Source organism: Pseudomonas sp. KH_024_B2 (assembly GCF_057839965.1).
Genome location: NZ_CM174502.1, coordinates 3,555,001 through 3,576,967, shown reverse-complemented (window position 1 = coordinate 3,576,967; position 21,967 = coordinate 3,555,001). Strand labels below are relative to the sequence as shown.

The following is a 21,967-nucleotide window of genomic DNA, read 5'->3' as shown; positions in this document are numbered from 1 at the left end:
CCTTCAGCGCAGGCCGGCAATTTGGCGAATCCCCACCAGCCGGGCAGCCAGCAGGTAGATGACCATGACACAGACAATCAATACCAGACCCAACGCCGAGGCCATGCCCCAGTTGACGGTGGTGTTGGTGTAGAAGGCGATGAAGTAGCCGAGCATTTGCTCGCGGGCGCTGCCCACCAGTGTGGGTGTCACGTAGTAGCCCGCGGCGACGATAAAGGTCAGCAGGGTGCCAGAGCCGATCCCGGTCAAGGTCATGGGCAAATAGACATGAATGAAACCGCGCAACGGATGCGCGCCCAGCGATGCCGACGCGCGCATGAAGTGCGGTGGGATACTTTTCATGACGTTGTACAACGGCAACACGCTGAACGGCAGCAGGATATGGACCATGACGATGTACACGCCAAACAGATTGAAAATCATCGGCAACGGTTGATCGATCAGGCCCAGGCGCAATAGCAAGGTATTGACGATGCCTTTTTCCTGCAACACCACGATCCACGCCGTGGTCCTGGCCAGTAGCGAGGTCCAGAACGGCAGCATCACGGCCAGAAACAGCAACACCTGCATCGGTCGTGAGGCTTTGACCATCAACGCTGCAAAGGGAAAACCCAACAGCAGGCACAGCAAGGAAACGATCAGCGCGATTTTCAATGTCTTCAATGTCAGGTCGATATACACCCGTTGGCTCTCGGGGACGGCTTCGACGCCGTGATCGGTTTGTTTCAGGTCCATTGCCGCCAAAAGGTAGTAAGGGCTGTAGGCCGGAGAGGCGCGACGAAAGTCAGCCCATAGCTGCGGCGATACCCAGCGTGGGTCGATGGCGGCCAGACGCTGCTGGGCAGTGTTTGCATTGGCGTCGTCACTGGCGGGTTTTTTGTAATGCCGCGCAGTACTCATGATCAAAAAGCGATAACCGCTGTTTTCATAGTTCAGGCGCCGGGCGGCTTCGCCGATTACGGCGATGTTCGACGCTTGGATGAAGTCCTGCTCAAGGGCGTCGAACACCCGCGCGGCCGGGAGCGATTCGGCGGCTGGCGTTTCGCCTTCGGCCAGAGCCGCGATGGTTTGCGGGAAAGCTTGCAGCAATTCGGGATTACTGACGGCGCGGTAGAACATCATGCCGATCGGCAACGCGAAAAATACCATGGTGTAGGCCAATAACGGCAGCAACAGCAACAACGAAAACAGACGCTTGCGGCGACTGGAGCGATGATGGGCGCTGGCCAGCGAAACAACTTCATTGGTCAATGTGTCAATCGAGGAAGCGGACATAGTCAAACCCACCTTGGTGAAGCGATGCTGAACGGCGCCATCGCCTTGGGCAACGATGGCGCAGTCGTCGGGCCTGGGTTTATTGAGCGACCCAGCGGGTGAAGCGGTTCATCAGGTCTTCCTCGTAGTTGACCCAGAACGGCGTATCCAGCAGCAAGGCGTCCTTCATGTTGGCCGGGGCGTTGGGCAGGGCGTTGACGGTCTTGGTATCCAGCGCAGCACTGGCTTTGGTATTGACGATGCCGTATGGAATCGCGTGAGCGAAGTCGCCCTGCGCTTTGCTGCTGAGGATGAAATCCAGCAGCTTGTAACTGGTGTCTTTATTGGGTGTGTTCTTGATGATGGTCCAGTAATCCATGCTGTACAGCTGTTGCTGCCAGATCAGCGGGAAGTTGTTGCCTTGCTGATTGGCAATGGCAATGCGCCCGTTGTAAGCGGCAGTTACCGCAATGTTGCCGGCCGCAAGCCACTCCAGCGGTTGAGCGCCGGTTTCCCACCATTGGATGTAGGGCTTGATCTCGTCCATCTTGGCGAAGGCGCGGTCCTGCCCTTGTTTGGTCATTAGCACTTTATAGACGTCGACCGGGGCCACACCGTCGGCCATCAGCGCAATTTCCAGGGTCATGCGCGGCTGTTTGCGCAGGCCACGTTTGCCTGGCCACTTCTTCACATCCCAGAAGTCGGCCCAGCTTTTCGGGCCGTCGGCGCCGAATTTTTTCTGATCGTAAGTCATCACTTCGGACCAGATAAATGCCCCGACACCACAGGTGGAGAACGCTTCGGGATTGACCTCGGCGGCGTTCTTCAACTGCGTGTGGTCGAGTTCTTCAAGCAGACCCTGTTCGCAGGCCAGCTCCATTTCGTTCTGGTCCATTTGCACCAGATCCCAGGTTGGATTGCCGGACTCGACCATGGCTTTCTGTTTTGCCAGGCCACCACCGTAGGTGTCCTGAACCACCGGCTTGCCGCTCTGGGTGGCGAAGGGTTTGAAGTAGGCCTTGTCAAAGGCTTCCTGGGTCGCGCCGCCGAAACCGACTACGGTCAGGTCGCGGGCCTGGGCGAGGGTGCCGGCCAGACTCAGGGCGAGCGCGATGGCGAGCTGTGTTGAAGGTGAGGACATGATGCGTTTCTCCTGCTGAAGGAATAGCGAGTTGGGTCTACGAGATTCGGCGGGGCAGGGAAATGTTCAGGTCGAGTGATCGAAGCTTGGCATGGTGATGACCTTCTTATTGTTGTGGGTGTGTGGTGATTTTTTTACGGGGTTGCGGGTGAATGCATCGGGCGGCATTTATCCAACGGCGAAGATGCGTGCATCTTCCGGGTTCCAGGTAAAGCCGATCGGTTGGCCGTTGCTCAGCGCTTTGACTGCCTCGTCGTTGGCGGTCTTGACTATCAGCGTGTCGCCGTTGCCCAGCTTCAGGTGGATGCGCAAGTGATCGCCCAGATAAACGCGATCGGCGAGCGTCGCCTGATAGCTGGTCTGATCAATTGGGCAAAGACGGATTTTTTCCGGGCGGATCAGCAGTTCGACCTGTTGCGATGGTGTTTTCGTCGAACCCACGCCAATACCGCGAGCGCTGAAGCCGGCGTCCAGAGCCACTTCCAGCTGCCGCTCAGGGCTGCCATTGAGGCGCCCGCGCAAGACATTGTTTTCGCCGATAAAGGTCGCGACATAGGCGTTTTCCGGGCGTTCGTACAGTGAAATCGGGTCGCCGATCTGGGCGATATCGCCCTGGTGGAATACTGCAACACGGTCGGACATGGTCAGCGCTTCACCCTGATCATGGGTGACGTAAACCACTGTCACACCAAGGCTGCGATGTAGCTGTTTGATCTCGTACTGCATGTGTTCACGCAGGTTCTTGTCCAGAGCGCCGAGAGGTTCGTCCATCAGGATCACATCCGGTTCGAAAACCATGGCCCGGGCCAGCGCAACCCTTTGCTGCTGTCCTCCTGACAACTCTGTTGGGCGACGTTGCTGCATGTCATGCAACTGCACCATGTCGATGGCGCGCTTGACCTTCTTCTCGACAGTGCTGCGATTGAGACCGCGCATCTTCAATGGATAGGCCAGGTTCTCCGCTACGCTCATGTGGGGGAACAGGGCGTAGTTCTGGAATACCATGCCCATGCCTCGCCGGTGTGCCGGGACATTCTGGATCGGTTTGCCCCCCATGCGGATCTCACCGCGAGTTGGCGTTTCGAAACCGGCGAGCATCATCAGCGTGGTGGTCTTGCCCGATCCCGAGGCTCCGAGCAATGTCAGAAACTCCCCCCGGGCGATGGACAGATTCAGGTCCTTGATGATCAGCGTTTTACCGTCGTAACTCTTTTGAACGTGACTGAGCTCAATCAGGGAGGGAGGCGTGTCGAGGGAGCGCACGGCACTGTTCATGGGCGTTGTCCGTTGGCGTGGTAGACGTCATTCAGGGCGGCAGTCAGGCGCGCAACCATTTCGTGGATCTGTGCGGGCTCGATGATGAAGGGCGGGGCGAGGGCGATGGAGTCGCCCATGTTGCGCACGATCAAGCCGTGTTTGCGGGTTGCCAGCTCGACTTGTGCACCGATGGCCAGGCTCGCCGGGAATGATGCGCGAGACGTTTTGTCGGCTACCAACTCCAGTCCCGCGATCAGGCCGATACCGCGTATTTCACCGATCAGCGGATGGTCAAGCAGCGGTGCGAGTGCTTCGTGCAACACCTTGCCCAGTTCCTGGATGTGAATTGGCAAGTCCATTTCCTGGTAGATGTCCAATGTCTCCAGGGCGACGGCGGCGGCTACCGGGTGACCCGAATAAGTGAAGCCATGGCCGAAGCCGTTCAGTTGCTGGCTCTGCTCCTCAAGCACGTCATAGACCGCGCCACTCACTACCGCACAGGAAATGGGCTGATACCCCGCTGACAGGCTTTTGGCGCAGGCCATCATGTCGGGCTTGAAGCCCAGGGTCTGATGTCCGAACCAGCGACCGGTGCGGCCAAAGCCGCAAATGATTTCGTCGGCGAGCATCAGGATGTCGTGACGAGCAAGCAGCGCCTGCACGGCGGCAAAGTAGCCGGATGGTGGCACGATAACTCCGCCGGCCCCCATGATGGGCTCACTGATAAAGGCGGCGATGTTTTGCGCACCTTCAGCGTCGATTCTCTGTTGCAGTTCGGCGATCAAGCGGTCACGAAACGCATCCTCGGATTCGCCCGGCAGGCCATTTCGGTAATGGTGCGGGCACTCGATGTGAATCACTCCATCCAGTGGCAGGCCAAAAGCCCCATGCATATTCGGTAAGCCAGACAGCGTGGCACCCATGACCGTCGAGCCATGAAAGCCTTTTTGGTGAGCGATGACTTTGCGTTTTTGCGGATTGCCCCGTGCGCGGTGATAAGCCCAGGCCATCTTGATCATCGAGTCATTTGCTTCAGAGCCGGAGCAGGCAAAAAACACCTTGGCATTGGGTAGCGGGGCGAGCTCGGCGATGCGTTCGGCCAAACGTGCCGTTACCGCTGAAACCCGATGGTTGAAGGTGTGGTAGTAGGGCAGAACCTCAAACTGCTGCTGTGCGGCTTTGGCTAACCGTCGATTGGAAAACCCCAGGCTTGCGCACCACAAACCCGACATACCTTCGATGTATGTCTGCCCCTTCTCATCAATGACATGAATGCCGTCCCCCCGCTCAATAACCAGCGGACCTTGCTGCTGATGGCGGCGCAGATTGGTCTGCGAATGGAGGTGAAAGTACTGGTCTATCTGGGCTGTAGCGCTAATTTCAGGGATGTTCAACTGGGACACGACGGTCACCTCCTAAATTCAAATCTTCGCATAACTTATATGATGTACGTTGTATTCGTCGAAAATCAACAACCCTTTTCGGGCCTTTCCCGTTGCCAAAAAAAATACCGCCAATGGCTTGTTGGTGCAACATATATCTTATAAGTTGTAAGAAGGAGGCCGTGAAGACGGCTAAGCCCACAACAAATATTCAGGAACTGCAGCCATGTCGATTGCCAATCCCGCTCCAGCCCGTGAGGCCTCGCCGCCCGATCCAAGCCCTGATCACATCGCCCACCTAAAGGAGCGTGCCCTGTTCGTACGCCTGGAAACGGTACGTCTTATTTCCATCGCCAAGGTCGGCCACTACACCTCGGTTTTTTCCTGTGCGGAGATTTTCTCGGCGCTGTATTACGACGCCATGCGCCTGCGTCACGGCGAACCGAAGTGGGAAGGGCGTGACCGTTTTCTGATGGGCAAAGGACATGCTGCGGTCGGTCTTTATCCGATTCTGGTGGACTGGGGGTTCTTCGATAAATCCGTACTCGATGGCTATACCCGTCTCGGCAATCCGCTGGGTGATCACCCGGACATGCGCAAAGTTGCCGGGGTGGATTTCAGTTCCGGCTCCATCGGTCACGCGTTGTCGGGTGGTTTTGGCATGGCGATGGGCGCGCGTTTGCAGAACAAGGCGTTCGACGTTTACGTACTGCTTGGCGATGGTGAGATGCATGAAGGTCAGGTATGGGAAGCCGCGATGGCTGCCGCGCACTACAAAACCTCAAACCTGATCGCCATTGTCGATCGCAATGGCTATCAACTTGACGGCAAGGTCGACGACATCATTGGCATCGAGCCGTTGGGTGATAAATGGCGAGCTTTCGGCTGGGAGGTGCATGAAGTCGATGGGCACGACGTTGCTGCCGTGGCTCGTCTCTTGCGGCGATTGAAAGCCGATACCGAGCGCAAAAAGCCGGTCTGTGTGATCGCCCTGACCGTCAAGGGCAAGGGGGTCGAGTACATGGAAACCGAGCCCGGTTGGCACCTTGGCTGGTTGGCCGAAGAAGATGAAAAACTCGCCATCGAAGAAATCAAAGCCCAAGGAGGTGTGCAATGAGCGCGCCCGTCAGTCCCGATACCTGGCAATACCGACAAATCAACGCTCGCGCTCCTGGCCTGAGTTATCTCTCCAACGGCCTGATCGACCTGGTTGCCGATGGCCACAAGATCTGCGTTGGCACTGCTGATCTGCAGTACTCCAACGGTCTTGGTCGATTCGCTGAAAAGCATCCTGAGTTGTTCATTCAGTTCGGGATTTCCGAGCAGAACATGGTGACCGCTGCCGCGGGTATAGCCACCACCGGCAGCATGCCATTCGTAGCAACTTTCGCTTCTTTTCTGGCCTTGCTCTGTTGCGAGCAGATTCGTATGGATATCGCGTACTCAGCCTTGCCTGTCCGTTTGATCGGGCACCACGCCGGCATCAGCCTGGGCTTTTATGGCACTTCGCACCACGCTACCGAAGACCTGGCCATTACCCGCAGCATTGCCGACCTCACTGTGGTCGCGCCCGCTGACGGTCCGCAATTGGCGGCAGCGATTCGCGCTTCGATCCATCACCCGCAGCCGATCTATTTTCGGATCGGTCGGGGGCAGGAACCCAATGTTTACCCGGACGACATGCTGTTCGAGTTCGGCAAAGCCATCGTTCACGCGCAAGGTCGCGATCTGACGCTGATCGCCACTGGCAGTATGGTCCATCCAACCCTCGCAGCCGCCCAAGCTCTGCGTGCCAGCGGGCTTTCGGTTGGCGTGATCGATATGCACACGATCAAACCGCTGGATCGCGAGGCGGTACTGACGGCCGCGCGTCAGACCAGACTCTTGATCACTGTCGAGGAGCATAACGTGCTCGGCGGGCTCGGAGGTGCCGTCGCGGAAGTGTTGGCTGACGTCGGCCAAGGCACGCGTCTGCTGCGGCACGGCATTCAAGATGAATACAGCCTGATCGCGCCGCCGACTCACCTTTATCGGCACTATCGACTGGATGCCGCAGGTATCGAAGCCGTGGCCCGCGAAGCGTTGGCGCAAGGAGCTCAACATGTCGGTTGATCTCAACCAGGCGCTTTATGACCGTGCTCAGCGGGTATTACCCGGGGGGCATCTGAGCCCCAGTCGAAAACTAGGCCAGCCTTATGCTTTTGTCCGTGCCCAAGGTCCGTACCTTTATGACGCCAATGGCCAGCGATACACCGACTATCACTGTGGTTTCGGTGCCCACGTTCTGGGTCATGGCATAGAGTCCATTCGCAATCGAGTCTTCGAAGTCAGCGAAAGCGTCGATCTGATCGGAGCAGGCATCATTGACCTGGAGGTGGAGGCGGCCGAAGCGCTTGTCAGGCTTATTCCCTGTGCCGAGCAGATCGCCTTTTGCAGCAGTGGTTCCGAGGCGACCTATCACGCACTGCGTTTGGCGCGGGCAGCGACCGGTGCACAGCGGATCATCAAGTTTCAAGGGGGCTATCACGGGTGGCATGACTACGTGGCGATGAATGGCCAGAGTGCCCGGGACAAGATGGATGGCTACGATCCAATGTCCGACGGCATCTTGTTCGATGCTGCGCGTTATACAACGATCCTGCCGTATAACGATGTTGAAGCCGTGGAGAACTACCTCAAGGCTAATCCGGGGCAGGTAGCCGCAATCATCGTTGAGCCGATCGCCCATAACATGGGCGCGGTGGCTGCGACGCTGGAGTTTTTGCAAGCACTGCGACGCTTGAGCACCGAGCACGGCGTGATCCTGATTTTCGATGAGGTCATCACCGGGTTCCGCCATGCTTTGGGTGGTTACCAGTCATTGGTGGGTATCACCCCGGACCTGGCCACGTTCGGCAAGGCGGCCTCATCGGGTTATCCGGTGGGTTTTGTGGCGGGCCGTCGGAATCTCCTCGAGCGTTTCGGACAGGGTGGTGAACGGGGTGTGTTCATGGGCGGCACTTTCAATGGCACACCCTCAACCCTGGCCGCGGTATTGGCTACGATAGATGCGCTCTCGCAAGAGGGCGTCTATGAACGGTTGTTTGCCCTCGGCGAGTATATGCGTGGACAACTCGACGGCATTGTCGAGCGTCTCGGCATCCCGGCGCAGAGTGCCGGTTTTGGTTCAGTATGGTTGCTGTACTTTTTTAGTGGGCCTTACAGCCAGTATCGCGATCTGTTACGCAATGATGACGCTCTGGACATGGCCCTGCGCAGACGACTTATCGAGCAACGGCAAATTTTCCAACCGCTACAACTTAAACGTTTGTACCTGTCGGCCAGTCATACGCGGGACATCCTTGACGAAACACTAGGGCTGATCGAAGACAACTTGCGTCTGCTTCGTCGCTGAAAATCGCCGTCGACCGGAGCCGTCGACGGCTACTTCACTCATGGATAATAGGTTATATGTTATAAGTGGGGTCGAAAGATCGTCAGTTATTAACCTAGGGAGTCATCGTGCAAATTCAACCATTGGAACAAGGTAACTTATCAGCCCGAGCCTATTATTCGATTCGTGAAGGCTTGATTGCCGGCAACTTCAAGCCGGGAGAGCGGCTAGTGATGCAGGATCTGGCTGAACGCTTGGGTACCAGCGTCACTCCGGTGCGAGAAGCTTGCTTACGGCTGGTTAGCGAGCGCGGCCTGGAACTGCGCTCAGGACGCTTTGCCACTGTGCCGGCGCTGACGCTCAGCCGTTATCTGGAAGTTCGCACCATCCGTATTGCCCTGGAAGGTTTAGCGGCGGAATTGGCGACTCGTCATGTTACCGAGGCTGACTTGGCGAAGCTTGAAATGCTGCACGCGAAATTCGAAGAGGCTGATCACCTTAACGATGGTGTCGGTGCAATGCATTACAACCGCGAGTTCCACTTTACCCTTTATAGACTGTCCGGCATGGAGATGCTCACGGCGCAGATCGAAGGTTTGTGGGTGTCCATGGGGCCAATATTGAATCTGTTTTACAGCAAAGGGCACAACACTTACGTCGGCGCCAGTGAGCATTTAACCCTTATTAAAGCATTACACGACAAGAAACCTGCCAAGGCCCGCAAGGCAATCGCTGACGATATTCTCAGGGCGGGCGACAGCATTATGAGCTTTATAGACGATAGCAAAAAAAGCTGACGCGAGGCACCACATGCAGCTCAAAGCCCCCCGGTTGTTCTGCCAGCAAGCCTGTATCGACGGTGCTGGGTCGATGAAAGCCTCTGAGTTCCCCCCGGGAAGCAGGTTGCGGCAAGTCATCGCCGCAACCGCAGACATAAGGCTAATCCGCTAACGATGCTTGCTTATCGAGATGGCTCCTGTTGGCCTGCTGCCCTCTCCGGCGTTTCTTCACCGGCTGGCCACTAGCCCGGCGATAACACCCAGCGCCGATGCCGTGGCCAGCTCGACAAAGGTGTCGAGCGCCGGGGGCAGGTGCGAGGCGAAGTAGCAGACCAGGCCGAGGAAGGAAGCCAACACATTATTGATCACTTTGCCGGTGGACAGCAGCGCGGTGTAGTAGGCGTTGGACAAGGTTGCGCCTTGCCTCAGGTTGGCCAGAGTGATGCTGAGAATGTACAGCGAGTAGTCCACGCCAATCCCCACGCCCAAGGCGATCACCGGCAGGGTCGCGACCTTGAGGCCGATGTCCAGGCCGACCATCAGGGCTTGACCAACTGGGTCAAGTGGTTCCCCCATTTGCCGTTGCCGAAACTGCCGGCGATCTTCGGCCTGGACCCCACCGGGGTGACCTTTACCGCCTCGCCGGCCTTTACCGGTGGCGCGCGGGCTCATCAACAATTGAATGAAACCCTGTGGGCCATCCAGGCGCAGCTGGTGGTCTATCCGCAGATCGTGATTGGCAGCGTGGCCGGCAAGATCCAGGACGGGCGCCTGGTGGACGAAGCCGTTGAAAAATTCTTGATGGGGGGAGTTGAGAAGCTGATTCAGATAGTCCTGACTAATTCCAGTAGTCAGGTACGTTGAACCGGATTCCCATTCGGGACGGAATTTCAGTGGTTCCCACAGGAACGAAAAAAGCTCCGCAGGTCCCAAGATGAACACTGCACCTGTGGCGAGGGAGCTTGCTCCCGCTCGGCCGCGCAGCGGTCGTAAACCGGCGCATGCGTTCTACCAGAAGCAGCGCGGTGACTGGTTTCAGGACCGCTTCGCAGTCCAGCGGGAGCAAGCTCCCTCGCCACAATTGATAGTCCTGCCATAGATTTATGTTAACTGACCGGCATTACCCGAGCGCTAATAGCCGCGAGGCTATTTACTGGAAATACATCGCACATTACAATGAGAATCATTAACATAAACTCATCGAGCGCGAAGTCTTGAGCCATCCCCACCCCTTTGCCCGCCGCAAAGCCTTCATGAAGCACGCGTTGCCAACACTCTCCTGCGTTATGTTTGCCAGTCCTCTGTGGGCACAGGAACTCATCGAACTGCCGACCACTGATATTCAGGCGAGCCGCACCAGCCAAGACACGAGCTACACCACCTCCCAAGCCAGCACGGCGAGTAAAAGTGACGTGCCGATCAAGGAAGAGGCGCAATCGGTCAACGTGGTAACCCAACAAACCCTGGCCGACTATCAGGTGCGTTCGCTGGACGACGCCATGAAGTTCGTCAGCGGCGTCAGCCAGAGCAATACTCTGGGCAACTCTCGGGACTCGCTGGTCAAGCGTGGTTTCGGCACCAACGATGACGGCTCGATCCTGCGCGATGGCGTGCGTTCCAATCTGGGGCACAACTTCAGCGCCACGACGGATCGTATCGAAGTGCTCAAAGGGCCTGCTTCGATGCTGTACGGCGCGCTGGAGCCCGGCGGATTGATCAACGTGATCAGCAAGAAACCTGAATACACCCAGAGCACGACCCTGAGCGGCTCGGCCTACAGTGAAGGCGGCGGCACCATGGCCGTTGACACCACCGGGCCGCTGGGGGACACGGGCCTGGCCTATCGCCTGATTGCCGAACGCGGCCATGAAGATTACTGGCGCAACTACGGCGTGAATGAGAGCACCCTGGTCGCGCCATCGCTGACCTGGACCGGCGACCGCGCCAGCCTGACCCTGAGCTACGAATACACCGATTATTCCAGCCCCTTCGACCGCGGCACCGTGTTCACCAACGGTCATCCGGCGGACATCGACTACGACAAGCGCCTCGACGAGCGCTGGGCAAAAAGCGTCGGTATCCGTGAAGTGGCCACCGCGCGTTTCGAGTATCAGCTGAGTGACGATTGGAAAACCCGCGTTACCTACGGCTGGAACAACGACCGCTACAGCCTCTCGATTGCCCAGCCGAATTCGTTGACCGGCAACAATCTGCGACGTGCTGCCAACGGCGCTCATTATGACGATGAGACCCGCTACGCCAGCTGGGATTTCATCGGCCGGCAGGAACTGTTCGGCCAGCGCCATGACTTGCTGATCGGTGCGGACACCGAAGCGTCCGACCAATTCCGCGGCAAAACCTACCGTAATGCCGCACGGTCCGGCTTCGACATCACGTCGCCGGTTTATGGTCGTCTGGCCGAGCCAAGCCTCGTCAGCGCCGCCCAAAGCAACCTGAGCAACCAGCTGACCTCCAGCTCCCTGTACTTCAAGGATAACTGGCACCTCGATGACCGCTGGATCCTGGTCTTCGGTGGTCGCCAGCAGCATTACGATCAGTACAGCGATCAGGGCCTGGGCAGCCGCTACACCGTCAACCGCGACGATAACGGCGATGCTTTCGTGCCGTTCCTGGGCCTGGTCTACAAAGCCACCGATACCCTGTCGCTGTACGGCAACTACAGCCGTTCGTTCAAGCCCAATACCGAAGTCGACGATGCCGGCCACACCTTCGATCCGGAGGAGGGCCGCAGCTACGAGGTCGGCGCCAAGTACGACCCGCTGCCGGGGCTGAACATCAACCTCGCGCTGTTCGACATCGTCAAGAAAAACGTCGTGACCACCCAGACGGTCAATGGCGTCAGCCTCTCGGAGGCAGCGGGCAAGGTCGGTTCACAGGGCCTGGAGCTGGACATCACCGGGCGTGTGGCCGAGCGCTGGGACCTGATTGGCACCTACGCTTACACCCACACGGAAATCCTCGACGATCCGGATGACGAAGGTCATCGCCTTGCCGATGCGCCGAAGCACACCGCGAGCCTGTACCTGACGCATCACCTGAACGTCCCTGCGGAGTTCGGGGCCTGGCATACCGGCGCCGGCGCGCGTTACATCGGCGAGCGCGCCGCCAACAACGCCAACGATTTCTGGCTGAGCAGTTATACCGTGGCCGATGCCTTCGTGCGCTGGGAGTCGCCGGTGTTCGGGTACAAAACCTCGCTGCAGTTCAACGTCGACAACCTGTTCGACAAACAGTACTACCCGTCCTCCACCGGCAGCCAACTGGCAGTCAATGTCGGCGAGCCGCGCACGGCAAAACTCAGCGCCAGTGTGATGTTCTGACCCTTGTGCATTGATGCGCTGCCCCGTTTCGCTGGTGTTTGTACCGGGCGGAACGGGGCGGCGGTCATCCTCAACCTCGACGACGTTTCAGGCAGGATGGTAAGAGGCAGTCGAGGGACTATTGCGGCTCATCCAGGTTATCGATGTGCTTGAAGCGCTCGACCAGGAAATCAATCAGGCTGCGCACTCGCGCTGACAGGTGCAACTGTTGCGGGTAAACCGCATAGACATCCGCGCGGGTCGGGGTCTGATCCTCCAGCACCAGGCGCAGGCGACCACTGCGCACGTAACGGGCGATATCCCATTCCGCCCGAAGCAGAATTCCATAGCCTTCCAGCGCCCAATTCAGGGCCACTTCACCGTCGTTGCAGCCTAACGCTCCGCGCACTTTGATGTTTTGCGTGCGTCCACCGTTGGTAAAACTCCATACGCCATAGGGCGTTTCGTTTTGACGCAGGAAGATGCAGTTATGTTGCTGTAGATCCGCCAGGCGTTGCGGCACGCCATGCTTTTCCAGGTACAGCGGCGAGGCGCATAGCAGGCGGCGATTGGACGCGATCTTGCGTGCATGGAAGGCAGCGTCAGGCAGCGTGCCGAAACGAATGCCCAGATCAAACCCATGGGTCGCCAGATCCAGCGGGTGATCGCTGATTTCCAGCTGTATTTCCACCTCCGGGTATTGCGCGAAGAACGCGCCCAATGCAGGGCCGATGTAACGACGACCGAACCCCAGCGATGCATTGACGCGAATCAAGCCTTTAGGGGTCGCCCGACTACTGCTGATCAACTGCTCGACTTCATCGATCTGCGTCAGGATGCGCGCGGCATGGGAGAAATACAGTTCGCCTTCCGAGGTCAGGCTCATCGACCGCGTGGTGCGATTGACCAGGCGGATGCCAAGTCGAGCTTCCAGCGCGGTCAAACGTTTGCTGACTGCCGGCGGTGTGACACCCAGCTCCCGAGCAGTCGCTGCGAGGCTGCCCTTATTGGCCAGCAGGTAGAAAAAAGACAAATCCAGGGTCTGGCTCATTCGTAACTCAAAGTTATTTATGTAGTGATTTGGAGTAACTCACAGCTCTTTATTCACTACATATACTCCGCTCACACCCTGATTGAACACCCCCGTTCGACAGGCACAACAAGAACGTAACGAGAGTGGAGTTGATGATGAGCCCATACAAAATTGCTGCGGTTCCAGGTGATGGCATCGGTGTTGAAGTGATCGCCGCTGGCGTCGAGGTGCTGCAAGCCCTGTCGAAAAAATCCGGCTTCGAACTGGATTTCAAACACTTCGACTGGAACTCCGATAACTACCTGAAAAACGGCTACTACATCCCTGAGGGTGGTCTGGAAGAACTGAAGACCTTCGACGCCATCTTCTTTGGTGCTGTCGGTGCGCTCAACGTTCCCGATCACATTTCGCTGTGGGGTCTTCGCCTGCCCATCTGCCAGGGCTTCGACCAGTACGCCAACGTGCGTCCGGCTCGTGTACTGCCTGGGGTAAAAAGCCCTCTGCTCAATGGTGATCAGATCGACTGGGTGGTGGTGCGTGAAAACTCCGAGGGCGAATACTCCGGCAACGGCGGTCGCGTTCACCGGGGCCTGCCTGAAGAAGTCGCCACCGAAGTGTCGGTGTTCACGCGTGCCGGGGTAGAGCGTATTCACCGTTTCGCCTTCGAACTGGCGCAGAGCCGTCCTCGCAAACACCTGACCATGGTCACCAAATCCAACGCTCAGCGTCACGGCATGGTGTTGTGGGACGAGATTTTCTACGAAGTCGCCAAAGACTTTCCGGACGTCAGGATCGACAAGGAACTGGTCGACGCCGTGACCACGCGCATGGTGCTCAAACCGTCGACGCTGGACGTTATCGTCGCCACCAACCTGCACGCCGACATCCTGTCCGATCTGGCCGCCGCGTTGTCCGGCAGTCTGGGCATCGCGCCGACGGCCAACCTGAATCCCTCGCGCAAGTTCCCCTCGATGTTCGAACCGATCCACGGCTCGGCCTTCGACATCACCGGCAAAGGCGTCGCCAACCCGATCGCGACGTTCTGGACGGCGGCGATGATGCTCGAACATCTGGGCGAAGCGGCCGCGGCGAAACACCTGATGTCGGCCATCGAGGCGGTGACCGAGAGCGGTCTGCATACTCCGGATCTGGGCGGCACGGCCACCACCCGGCAGATCACCGATGCGGTGATCGAGTTGATCAATCGCTGATTCAAGCTGCGGCACAACGCCAAGGGGCCGATCACCGATCCGACCCCTTGGCATTTCCTGACAACAATAAAAAATCAGGGCCCTGTCATGAAAAGAATAGTTGGCAAACTCTACGTACAAGTGCTCATCGCCGTGATCCTCGGCGCCGTCGTCGGGGTGCTCATTCCCGAAACCGGAACGGCGCTCAAACCCTTGGGCGACGCGTTCATCAAACTGATCAAAATGCTCCTCGCTCCGGTAATCTTCCTGACGGTAGTGACGGGCATTGCACGCATGGAGAACATGAAAGAGCTGGGTCGAGTCGGCTTTCGTGCGCTGATCTATTTCGAAGTGGTCTCCACGTTGGCGCTGGTCGTCGGCCTGGTCGTCGTCGATGTGTTCAAGCCCGGTGCAGGCATGAACATCGATGTTGCCACGCTGGATACTTCCAGCCTGGCCACCTACACCACCGCAGTGAAGCATGCGTCGTTCATGGACTTTGTGATGAACATCATCCCCGACACCATCGTGGATGCCTTCGCCAAGGGCAACGTCCTGCAAATCTTGCTGTTCTCCATTCTGCTGGGCGTTGCTCTGGCGCATGCGGGGCCGCGCGGGAAAGCGTTCGTCGACACGCTGGATAGCCTGATGCAGGGGATGTTCCGCATCGTCAACATGGTCATGCGTCTGGCCCCCATCGGTGCATTCGGCGCAATCGCGTTCACCATCGGCAAATACGGCTTTGGCTCGCTGTTCTCGCTTGGTAAGCTGATGGCCTGCGTCTACCTGACCTGCGCCGTGTTCGTGATCTTTGTGCTGGGGCCGATCTGCCGCTACAGCGGTTTCAGCCTGTGGAAGTTTTTGAAGTTCATCAAGGAAGAACTGTTCACCGTACTGGGCACCAGTTCTTCGGAATCGGTGTTGCCGCAGATGATTTCCAGGATGGAAAAGGCCGGTGTTTCCAAACCCGTTGCGGGGATGATCATTCCCTCCGGTTTGACGTTCAACCCGGATGGGCAGGCGATCTACTACACCATCGCCGCCATCTTCATCGCCCAGGCAACGAACACCCCGCTGACCCTGACTGATCAGTTGATCGTACTGGCGGTGTTGATGTTCACATCCAAGGGCTCTGCGGGCGTCACCGGTTCGGGATTCATCATTCTTGCAGCGACGTTATCTTCCCTTGGCACCATACCGGTGGCGGGCATGGTGTTACTGCTGGGTGTCGACCGGTTCATGTCGGAAGCGCGGGCGATCACCAACACCATCGGCAACGGTGTCGGCACCATGGCCATTGCCAAATGGGTCGGAGCGCTGGACACAGTGAAAATGCACAAGGCGCTGAATGGCGATGTTGAAGAGGAGAAGCCCGAGACGGTGCGGGCAGGGGATATTTGCGCTCCTTCATCGGTGGCGGCCAGTTCCTTGCTGCCAAGCCTTGAAAAAGCCTCTCAGGGGTAAGGTGTACGGCGCGTTCACGAGGGCGGAAAAATGCCGAACCTGGCGGACACCCGTGCTGAAATGACTGTGGTTCGCGAGGAGATTTTCGATACAGCGAACCCGTGAGGCGATGGCCTCACGGGCTGGTGGGTAAGTTGTTTCTGAAACAGCACACTCTGAAGTCAGGAACCATAGCGAGCCAATATCAGCCCATCGGTCTCGATCTCCGGCTTTTGCCCGCAGATCCAATCGGCCACCAGCTTGCCGGTACCGAGCGACATGGTCCAACCAAGTGTCCCATGACCGGTATTGAGCCAAAGGTTCGGAAAGCGAGTAGGGCCGACCACTGGCGTACCGTCGGGGGTCATCGGTCGCAAGCCGGTCCAGGACTCCACCTTGCTGTAATCGCCACCGTCCGGGAACAGGTCTTGCACCGACTTGCGAATGATCGCCAAACGACCAGGCCGCAAGGTTTGGTTGTACCCCGACAGCTCCGCCGTACCGGCCGCGCGAATGCGCTCGCCCATACGGGTGATACCGGTTCGGTAGCGGCCATCCAGCAGGGTCGACTGCGGGGCCTTGGCGTCATCGATCACCGGGACCGTCACCGAATACCCCTTGACCGGATACACCGGCAATTTGATACCCAGCGGGCGGGTCAACAATGGCGTGTAACTGCCCAAGGCAAGGACATACGCATCGCCTGTCACCAGCCCTTGATCCGTCTCGACCCCGGTAATACGGGAACCGTCGCTCAGGACTTGCCGGATGTTCACTCCAAAACGGTAGGTGACCCCAAGGGTCTTCGACAGCTCGGCCAGTTCCCGGGTGAACTTGAAACAGTCTCCGGTTTCATCCAGCGGCAAATGCATGCCGCCTAACAATGGCGTATCGGAATATTGCAATCCGGGCTCGATTGCCAGCACCTCTTCGCGATCGAGCATCTGGAACGGTAGATCATACTTCGCCAGCACCGCCGCATCCCGTGCGGCTTTTTCCGCATCCTGTTTCTGCAGGAACGGCATCAGTGTGCCACGCTGACGAGCATCGTAATCGAGGTGGATGCCCTGTTCGCGAAAAGCCACGAATTGCTCACGACTATACATGGCCAGCGAAAGCATTCGAGACTTGTTGAGTTCATAAGCCTCTTGTGTGCAGTTTTTCAATAATTGCCAAAGCCACCGCCATTGATGCAGATCCATCTGCGGATACACCCTGAGTGGCCCCTGAGGATCCGCCAACCATTTGAGGACCTGACCCGGAACACTGGGGTCGGCCCACGGCCCGGAAAACGTCGGGGAAATTTCACCCGCATTGCCAAAACTGGTCTCCATCCCGGCCCCCGCCTGCCGATCGAGAACGGTGACCGACACTCCCTGTCGCGCAAGATAATAAGCAGTGGAAGTCCCCACCACGCCGCTTCCTAACACAATGACATGCATAGCTGTCTTCCCGGAGCCGAATCAGTTGTTCTTGAAGTGCAGTTGAATAGAGTTCTGTCCCAATGCCAGGAACACAATCCTTGATAGAGCTTTTGGCAGTAAAATATGACGCACTAAACAGCGCTACATATAGTTGACCCTAGGTCAAATCCATGTAGCGCCGAAATCAGTTCTGGTTAACTGGCAGAAATATCCATATCGAAGTATTTTTTGACCAGCGTGTCATATGTACCATCTGCCTTGAGTTGCTTGAATGCCTTGTTTAGCGCCTCACGCAGATCATTATCTTCATTGCGAACGGCTATACCGGTACCCACTCCAAGCGTCGCCTCGTCATTGAGTGCAGCGCCGGCAAAAGAAAAGCCTTTGCCTTGCGACCGTTTGAGGAAACCTTCACTTGCAGCCGGACCATCTACCAGGCTAGCGTCCAGACGACCATAGACCAGGTCCGCATAGACCTGTTCCTGAGACTGATAGGTCACGACTTTTATATCGTTCGATGCAAGATGCTTGTTGGCATAGGACTCTTCGGTAGTTCCCTGCTGAACGCCAACTCGTTTCCCTTTCAAAGAGACAGTTGTTGGTAGCAGCCCGCTGCCGGTCTTGGCGATCATCATTGTGGGTACGTGATAAAGCGGCTCAGTGAAGGACACCATCTCCTTACGCTTCTCGGTGATATTCATCGCGGAATTGATGGCGTCGAACTTCTTCGCTACCAACCCGGGAATCATTCCGTCGAAGTCATTTTCAACCCAGATGCACTTGGCTTTCAGCCGTGCGCACAACGCGTTGCCAAGTTCAATGTCAAAACCCTTTAAATCACCATTTGAAGCACGAAACTCAAACGGCGCATAACCAGGAGCGACACCAAAGCGGATGCTTTCCCAATCTTTGGCCTGGGCCGTTACCGAGATTAATCCCGCTACAAACAATGCGACAACGTGAGGTGCTTTCATCATATTTCTCCATTGTGTGCGCCTATACGATCAATGACCGCGGCGCTAAACAGGACCTGTACGCAACTCAAGCGGCGTGACTTTTCGGCAGATAGATAAAATCGATCCCCCGCGCACATTCGGCTGAGTACGCTTGAGGCATAACTAGTTATCGAGCGACAGTCATCTTCAGATGACCAATCCAGCGTGGACGTTTTAGTATCTGTAGTCAACGACAGAGCCAGCTGTTACATGGCCATTAACAGCTGTTAAATAACCGTTAACAGCATGTGTTGGCTGTCTGGGCGGGCCGTTACGACACTTGGGTATTCCCATCTGTGGACATTATGGCTATCCATTTCAAGCGTAGAACAATAGAAAATGCTGGCGTGGTGGATACCGCATCAACTCTCTGCCCCTGTTAAAAAGTGCGGTTCGGCATGCCCTTTTTCCCGCGCCGCTGGCGAATTGCTACTTTGTGGGTTCAAGGAATCGCGCAGCGCTTGGGTAGCTGCCTTGTCAGCGCCGAATCGGCTGTGAAGGCTTAAACCGCAGTCTGCCCAACCCATGACGGGCGCAACGGCATGGCGTGCCAGCGGATTGTCGTCGTCATTTCATGGACGGGGTATCTCGGAGGGGTTGGGTCAGCCCTCTGACCACGCTCCATTTTCAGCCAAGAGCGTGGCAACCAACTCCGTGCTGTCGAGGATGTGCAAGCGCTGCGTCACCTGGTCGGGTGGCAGGCGAAACGGTGGCACGCTGTCACAGATGACGATCTGCTCAAACAGCGTGCTGTCGAGCAGATCACTGCCACCGGTGAACAAGCCATGGGTGGCTGCGGCGAGCAAGCGGACGGCACCGGCCTTCTGGCAGGCACGGCCAGCATGCATCAGCGTACTACCGGTGCTGATCAGGTCGTCAAAAATGATCGCGGTCTTGCCCAAGATGTCGCCCACCAGCAGCGTGCCGGTGAGCGTGGCTTGATCTCGGTGCTTTTCCATCAGCGCACCGCCGACCGGGCGGCCCAATCGCCGCTCCAGGGCCTGGCGAAATTGTTCGGCGCGCTTGGCACCTCCAGTGTCGGGGGAAACGGCAACCACCGCGGTATCACCGACCAGACCGGCGAAATACTCGGCGAACAATTCCGTGCACTGCACATTCCATGTGGGAATGCGAAAGGCGTTGTCGAACGCCGACGGGTTGTGGACCTCCAGTGCGACCAGACGATCTACGCCACACGCTTCGAGCATGGCCGCCAGGTAACGAGTGATTGTTGGATCCTGATGTTGGGTGCGGCGATCCTTGCGCCCGTAGCAGAGGTAGGGAGTCACCACCTGGACCTGGTGAGCACCGGCATCCTTGAGGGCGCCGCAGAAGAAGAGCAGGCGGCACAGTTTATCGTTCGCGCTCTGTCGGTCATCGCCATACAGAGTATGAAACACTATCACCTCGCGGCCGTTGACCGGCTCCAGCGGTCGGCATTTATGCTCGCCATCCTCATAGTCGCGTTCTTCGTGAAGGGCCAGTTGACAGCCAAGCCGTTGCGCCACGCGGGTCGCGTAGTGCTCACTGCCTTGCAGAGCGAACAGAAGAGGGCGTTGGGTGAGCATGCTCTGGCTCCTCGGAGGCTGTCATGGAGAGCGCCTCACTTTTCGATTTTACGACAGGAAGGAGCGCGGTCAACGGGTTGCACCATGACGCAGGACCTCGATACAAAACGTCCGCCAGTAAACGGATCATTTGATTTTCCAGTACTTCTGCATTTCGACGAATAGAAATGACGCGGTCCAGGAGATGAGCACCAGACCTGTCAGCGCCTGCAGTCCGGTCAGGTACTTGAGGTTGCCAATGGGCGAGATATCGCCAAAACCGATGGTGGTATAGGTGGTGAAGGAAAAGTACACGCAGTCCATGAATGAGCCATCGAAGTTGCCCTGCAAACTGCCCCAACTGCCAGAACGGGCCATCAGGTAATAGGCAAGCGCGAAACACCAGACTTCGACTGCATGGGCCACCAGTGCCCCGAATACCCCTACAACCATTCTGAAGCGGCTCCAGGCTTTCAGCTTGGGCAGCCATTCATTCAGGCGCATCAAGCATTCGTAATGAATGATCACCACGACCACAACCACCAGCGTGTTGATTAACGTAATCGAAAGCATGGGGAGCCATTTAACCCTTTGGGCGATTTTTGAGATCAGTCTTTAGGCAAGTGCAGCTGGACCTCCATGGCGTCATGAAGGAGTCTGACGACCTCGATCACTTCGTCGTTTGCCACACGATAGAAAACGATATGACGCGGGCTTTTGACCGTTCCATTGATTTGTTTTGCCCGCTGACGTGAGTAGGTGAGGTGGTAGCTGCGAAGCCCCGGCGCAATCTCATCGCGGTAGTGGCTTCCAATGCGGTGTGGCATGCCGGCGATATCTTGCAATGCGGTGAGGATCAATGCCTGGTATCGCTGCCGTGCTTGATCGCCGAATTGCGTTTGGGAGAGTCTGAGTATGTCGATAATGTCGGCGCGCGCAGCATTGGAAATACGATACTGCGGCATGCTCAGTGTCTCTCCCTCGCCGGGATGGTTGCTTCCAGGCTCAACCCCTCGAGGTATTGCTCCAGATCACCTTCATTTAGCTGAGCGAATCGCCCGTGCTCAAAATCCATGATGCCGATCGAGGTCGCCTGACGAAGTGCTTCAATTTTCGCAGCCTCTTCGGCTACGCGCTGCTCCAATAGACGCAAACCTTCTCGCATCACTTCGCTTGCATTCTGATAACGGCCGGACTGAACCAGGTCATTGATAACCTGTTCCTGGTGAGGGGTGAGAACAACGTTTCGAGTCGCCATGGTTTGCTCCGGATCAGGACAAACAGTCATTTTCGATCATTGGCATATTATGCCATTGCACTTGCGAAAGCATAACGTTGGGTTTGTATTTGATTGCTCAGCGGCGCTTGCCGAATACCGATTTGGGTGGCTTGCCGAAAAACCGGGTAAAAGCCACGCAGAAATTGTTGGGGAACTTATAACCCACCTGATAGGCCGCTTGGGCCACCAGCTTTCCCTTTGCCGGCGCTGTCTGGCTGTACCTCAAAACCCTTGCTGCTGGACCAGGGCATGGCGGCGCAGCAAGTGGCCTTGATTGCCGGCGTGTTGTGGGGCCCTGGCCAGCCTACTGGGTGGCCGCCGGATTCAGCGCTTGGGGCCGGGGCGGGCAATTCCGCTGTTCCAGGGGCGGGACTTCCTTCGGATCTGCGCGGAAGGGTGCCTACTACGAGGTTACGGAGGAGGGCGCTGCATTGTTTGTGCGCTTCTATATATAGCAGGGCTTCAGCGGTTTTAGACTATTGTTGATAGATAATCTGAATCAGTGCTTGACGGCAGATTCTGGAAGTCTATAATTCGCCCCACTTCCGGT

19 protein-coding genes and 2 pseudogenes are annotated in these 21,967 nt (G+C 57.3%); 8 read left to right on the top strand and 13 right to left on the bottom strand.

The window, feature by feature from the left end; translation table 11 throughout:
* Positions 1-3: 3 nt before the first annotated feature.
* From AC3I0A_RS16550 to AC3I0A_RS16535, 4 genes are all read right to left on the bottom strand, one after another.
* The gene (locus AC3I0A_RS16550) at positions 4-1,275 is read right to left on the bottom strand and encodes an ABC transporter permease (RefSeq protein WP_489373160.1); all 1,272 of its coding nucleotides are present in this window, start codon (positions 1,273-1,275) and stop codon (positions 4-6) included.
* A 79-nt stretch (positions 1,276-1,354) separates the two neighbouring features.
* On the bottom strand, positions 1,355-2,395 hold the full coding sequence (locus tag AC3I0A_RS16545; RefSeq protein WP_489373158.1) for an ABC transporter substrate-binding protein: 1,041 nt from the start codon (positions 2,393-2,395) through the stop codon (positions 1,355-1,357).
* A gap of 168 nt (positions 2,396-2,563) precedes the next feature.
* Entirely contained in the window at positions 2,564-3,670 is a 1,107-nt protein-coding gene (locus AC3I0A_RS16540) for an ABC transporter ATP-binding protein (protein WP_489373157.1), read from the bottom strand.
* The gene (locus AC3I0A_RS16535) at positions 3,667-5,055 is read right to left on the bottom strand and encodes an aminotransferase (protein WP_489373156.1); all 1,389 of its coding nucleotides are present in this window, start codon (positions 5,053-5,055) and stop codon (positions 3,667-3,669) included. Before AC3I0A_RS16535 ends, AC3I0A_RS16540 begins: the two co-directional genes overlap by 4 nt.
* 205 nt (positions 5,056-5,260) lie before the next feature.
* Here AC3I0A_RS16535 and AC3I0A_RS16530 point away from each other — a divergent pair, with 205 nt between their 5' ends.
* From AC3I0A_RS16530 to AC3I0A_RS16515, 4 genes are all read left to right on the top strand, one after another.
* The gene (locus tag AC3I0A_RS16530; protein WP_489373154.1) at positions 5,261-6,151 is read left to right on the top strand and encodes a transketolase; all 891 of its coding nucleotides are present in this window, start codon (positions 5,261-5,263) and stop codon (positions 6,149-6,151) included.
* A complete protein-coding gene (locus AC3I0A_RS16525; RefSeq protein WP_489373153.1) occupies positions 6,148-7,146 on the top strand; it encodes a transketolase family protein in 999 nt (332 codons plus the stop codon). Before AC3I0A_RS16530 ends, AC3I0A_RS16525 begins: the two co-directional genes overlap by 4 nt.
* Positions 7,136-8,428 (top strand): aspartate aminotransferase family protein, encoded by a 1,293-nt coding sequence (locus AC3I0A_RS16520; protein WP_489373152.1) that lies wholly within the window; start codon positions 7,136-7,138, stop codon positions 8,426-8,428. Before AC3I0A_RS16525 ends, AC3I0A_RS16520 begins: the two co-directional genes overlap by 11 nt.
* A 107-nt stretch (positions 8,429-8,535) precedes the next feature.
* On the top strand, positions 8,536-9,204 hold the full coding sequence (locus AC3I0A_RS16515) for a GntR family transcriptional regulator (RefSeq protein WP_489373150.1): 669 nt from the start codon (positions 8,536-8,538) through the stop codon (positions 9,202-9,204).
* A gap of 345 nt (positions 9,205-9,549) precedes the next feature.
* On the opposite strand, the pseudogene AC3I0A_RS16510 reads toward AC3I0A_RS16515, so the two are convergent.
* Positions 9,550-9,735: pseudogene (locus AC3I0A_RS16510) on the bottom strand (MMPL family transporter); the annotation flags it as partial.
* Between the two features lie 27 nt (positions 9,736-9,762).
* Between AC3I0A_RS16510 and AC3I0A_RS16505 the strand changes: the two are divergent.
* Positions 9,763-10,050 (top strand): hypothetical protein, encoded by a 288-nt coding sequence (locus tag AC3I0A_RS16505; RefSeq protein WP_489373149.1) that lies wholly within the window; start codon positions 9,763-9,765, stop codon positions 10,048-10,050.
* Between the two features lie 389 nt (positions 10,051-10,439).
* A complete protein-coding gene (locus AC3I0A_RS16500; RefSeq protein ID WP_489378521.1) occupies positions 10,440-12,527 on the top strand; it encodes a TonB-dependent siderophore receptor in 2,088 nt (695 codons plus the stop codon).
* Positions 12,528-12,645: 118 nt separating this feature from the next.
* Here AC3I0A_RS16500 and AC3I0A_RS16495 read toward each other — a convergent pair whose 3' ends face one another.
* Positions 12,646-13,557: a LysR family transcriptional regulator gene (locus AC3I0A_RS16495; protein ID WP_489373148.1), complete on the bottom strand. Its 912-nt coding sequence runs from the start codon at positions 13,555-13,557 to the stop codon at positions 12,646-12,648.
* Positions 13,558-13,694: 137 nt separating this feature from the next.
* On the opposite strand from AC3I0A_RS16495, the gene AC3I0A_RS16490 reads away from it, so the two are divergent.
* The gene (locus tag AC3I0A_RS16490; RefSeq protein ID WP_489373146.1) at positions 13,695-14,750 is read left to right on the top strand and encodes a tartrate dehydrogenase; all 1,056 of its coding nucleotides are present in this window, start codon (positions 13,695-13,697) and stop codon (positions 14,748-14,750) included.
* Positions 14,751-14,837: 87 nt separating this feature from the next.
* Entirely contained in the window at positions 14,838-16,193 is a 1,356-nt protein-coding gene (locus AC3I0A_RS16485) for a dicarboxylate/amino acid:cation symporter (RefSeq protein WP_489373144.1), read from the top strand.
* A 161-nt stretch (positions 16,194-16,354) separates the two neighbouring features.
* Here AC3I0A_RS16485 and AC3I0A_RS16480 read toward each other — a convergent pair whose 3' ends face one another.
* The 7 genes and pseudogenes from AC3I0A_RS16480 to AC3I0A_RS16450 all read right to left on the bottom strand — a co-directional run.
* Entirely contained in the window at positions 16,355-17,614 is a 1,260-nt protein-coding gene (locus AC3I0A_RS16480) for a D-amino acid dehydrogenase (RefSeq protein WP_489373142.1), read from the bottom strand.
* A gap of 176 nt (positions 17,615-17,790) precedes the next feature.
* Positions 17,791-18,570, bottom strand: coding sequence for an ABC transporter substrate-binding protein (locus AC3I0A_RS16475; RefSeq protein ID WP_489373141.1), 780 nt, complete (start codon positions 18,568-18,570; stop codon positions 17,791-17,793).
* Positions 18,571-19,193: 623 nt separating this feature from the next.
* Complete coding sequence (locus tag AC3I0A_RS16470) at positions 19,194-20,159, bottom strand: ribose-phosphate diphosphokinase (protein ID WP_489373139.1); 966 nt, start codon at positions 20,157-20,159, stop codon at positions 19,194-19,196.
* 126 nt (positions 20,160-20,285) lie between these two features.
* Positions 20,286-20,711 (bottom strand): potassium channel family protein, encoded by a 426-nt coding sequence (locus AC3I0A_RS16465; protein ID WP_489373137.1) that lies wholly within the window; start codon positions 20,709-20,711, stop codon positions 20,286-20,288.
* A gap of 35 nt (positions 20,712-20,746) precedes the next feature.
* Positions 20,747-21,103: a type II toxin-antitoxin system RelE/ParE family toxin gene (locus AC3I0A_RS16460; RefSeq protein ID WP_489373135.1), complete on the bottom strand. Its 357-nt coding sequence runs from the start codon at positions 21,101-21,103 to the stop codon at positions 20,747-20,749.
* Positions 21,104-21,105: 2 nt separating this feature from the next.
* Complete coding sequence (locus AC3I0A_RS16455) at positions 21,106-21,396, bottom strand: type II toxin-antitoxin system ParD family antitoxin (RefSeq protein WP_489373134.1); 291 nt, start codon at positions 21,394-21,396, stop codon at positions 21,106-21,108.
* Positions 21,397-21,493: 97 nt separating this feature from the next.
* Positions 21,494-21,613: pseudogene (locus AC3I0A_RS16450) on the bottom strand (AraC family transcriptional regulator); the annotation flags it as partial.
* Between the last annotated feature and the right edge of the window lie 354 nt (positions 21,614-21,967).

What these genes read in the sequence shown, in the direction of transcription:
- AC3I0A_RS16455 (WP_489373134.1), bottom strand. Translation starts at nt 21,396, where the DNA reads ATGGCGACTCGAAACGTTGTTCTCACCCCTCACCAGGAACAGGTTATC.
- AC3I0A_RS16500 (WP_489378521.1), top strand. Translation starts at nt 10,440, where the DNA reads ATGAAGCACGCGTTGCCAACACTCTCCTGCGTTATGTTTGCCAGTCCT.
- AC3I0A_RS16460 (WP_489373135.1), bottom strand. Translation starts at nt 21,103, where the DNA reads ATGCCGCAGTATCGTATTTCCAATGCTGCGCGCGCCGACATTATCGAC.
- AC3I0A_RS16525 (WP_489373153.1), top strand. Translation starts at nt 6,148, where the DNA reads ATGAGCGCGCCCGTCAGTCCCGATACCTGGCAATACCGACAAATCAAC.
- AC3I0A_RS16520 (WP_489373152.1), top strand. Translation starts at nt 7,136, where the DNA reads ATGTCGGTTGATCTCAACCAGGCGCTTTATGACCGTGCTCAGCGGGTA.
- AC3I0A_RS16540 (WP_489373157.1), bottom strand. Translation starts at nt 3,670, where the DNA reads ATGAACAGTGCCGTGCGCTCCCTCGACACGCCTCCCTCCCTGATTGAG.
- AC3I0A_RS16490 (WP_489373146.1), top strand. Translation starts at nt 13,695, where the DNA reads ATGAGCCCATACAAAATTGCTGCGGTTCCAGGTGATGGCATCGGTGTT.
- AC3I0A_RS16475 (WP_489373141.1), bottom strand. Translation starts at nt 18,570, where the DNA reads ATGAAAGCACCTCACGTTGTCGCATTGTTTGTAGCGGGATTAATCTCG.
- AC3I0A_RS16485 (WP_489373144.1), top strand. Translation starts at nt 14,838, where the DNA reads ATGAAAAGAATAGTTGGCAAACTCTACGTACAAGTGCTCATCGCCGTG.
- AC3I0A_RS16465 (WP_489373137.1), bottom strand. Translation starts at nt 20,711, where the DNA reads ATGCTTTCGATTACGTTAATCAACACGCTGGTGGTTGTGGTCGTGGTG.
- AC3I0A_RS16470 (WP_489373139.1), bottom strand. Translation starts at nt 20,159, where the DNA reads ATGCTCACCCAACGCCCTCTTCTGTTCGCTCTGCAAGGCAGTGAGCAC.
- AC3I0A_RS16495 (WP_489373148.1), bottom strand. Translation starts at nt 13,557, where the DNA reads ATGAGCCAGACCCTGGATTTGTCTTTTTTCTACCTGCTGGCCAATAAG.
- AC3I0A_RS16545 (WP_489373158.1), bottom strand. Translation starts at nt 2,395, where the DNA reads ATGTCCTCACCTTCAACACAGCTCGCCATCGCGCTCGCCCTGAGTCTG.
- AC3I0A_RS16530 (WP_489373154.1), top strand. Translation starts at nt 5,261, where the DNA reads ATGTCGATTGCCAATCCCGCTCCAGCCCGTGAGGCCTCGCCGCCCGAT.
- AC3I0A_RS16480 (WP_489373142.1), bottom strand. Translation starts at nt 17,614, where the DNA reads ATGCATGTCATTGTGTTAGGAAGCGGCGTGGTGGGGACTTCCACTGCT.
- AC3I0A_RS16550 (WP_489373160.1), bottom strand. Translation starts at nt 1,275, where the DNA reads ATGTCCGCTTCCTCGATTGACACATTGACCAATGAAGTTGTTTCGCTG.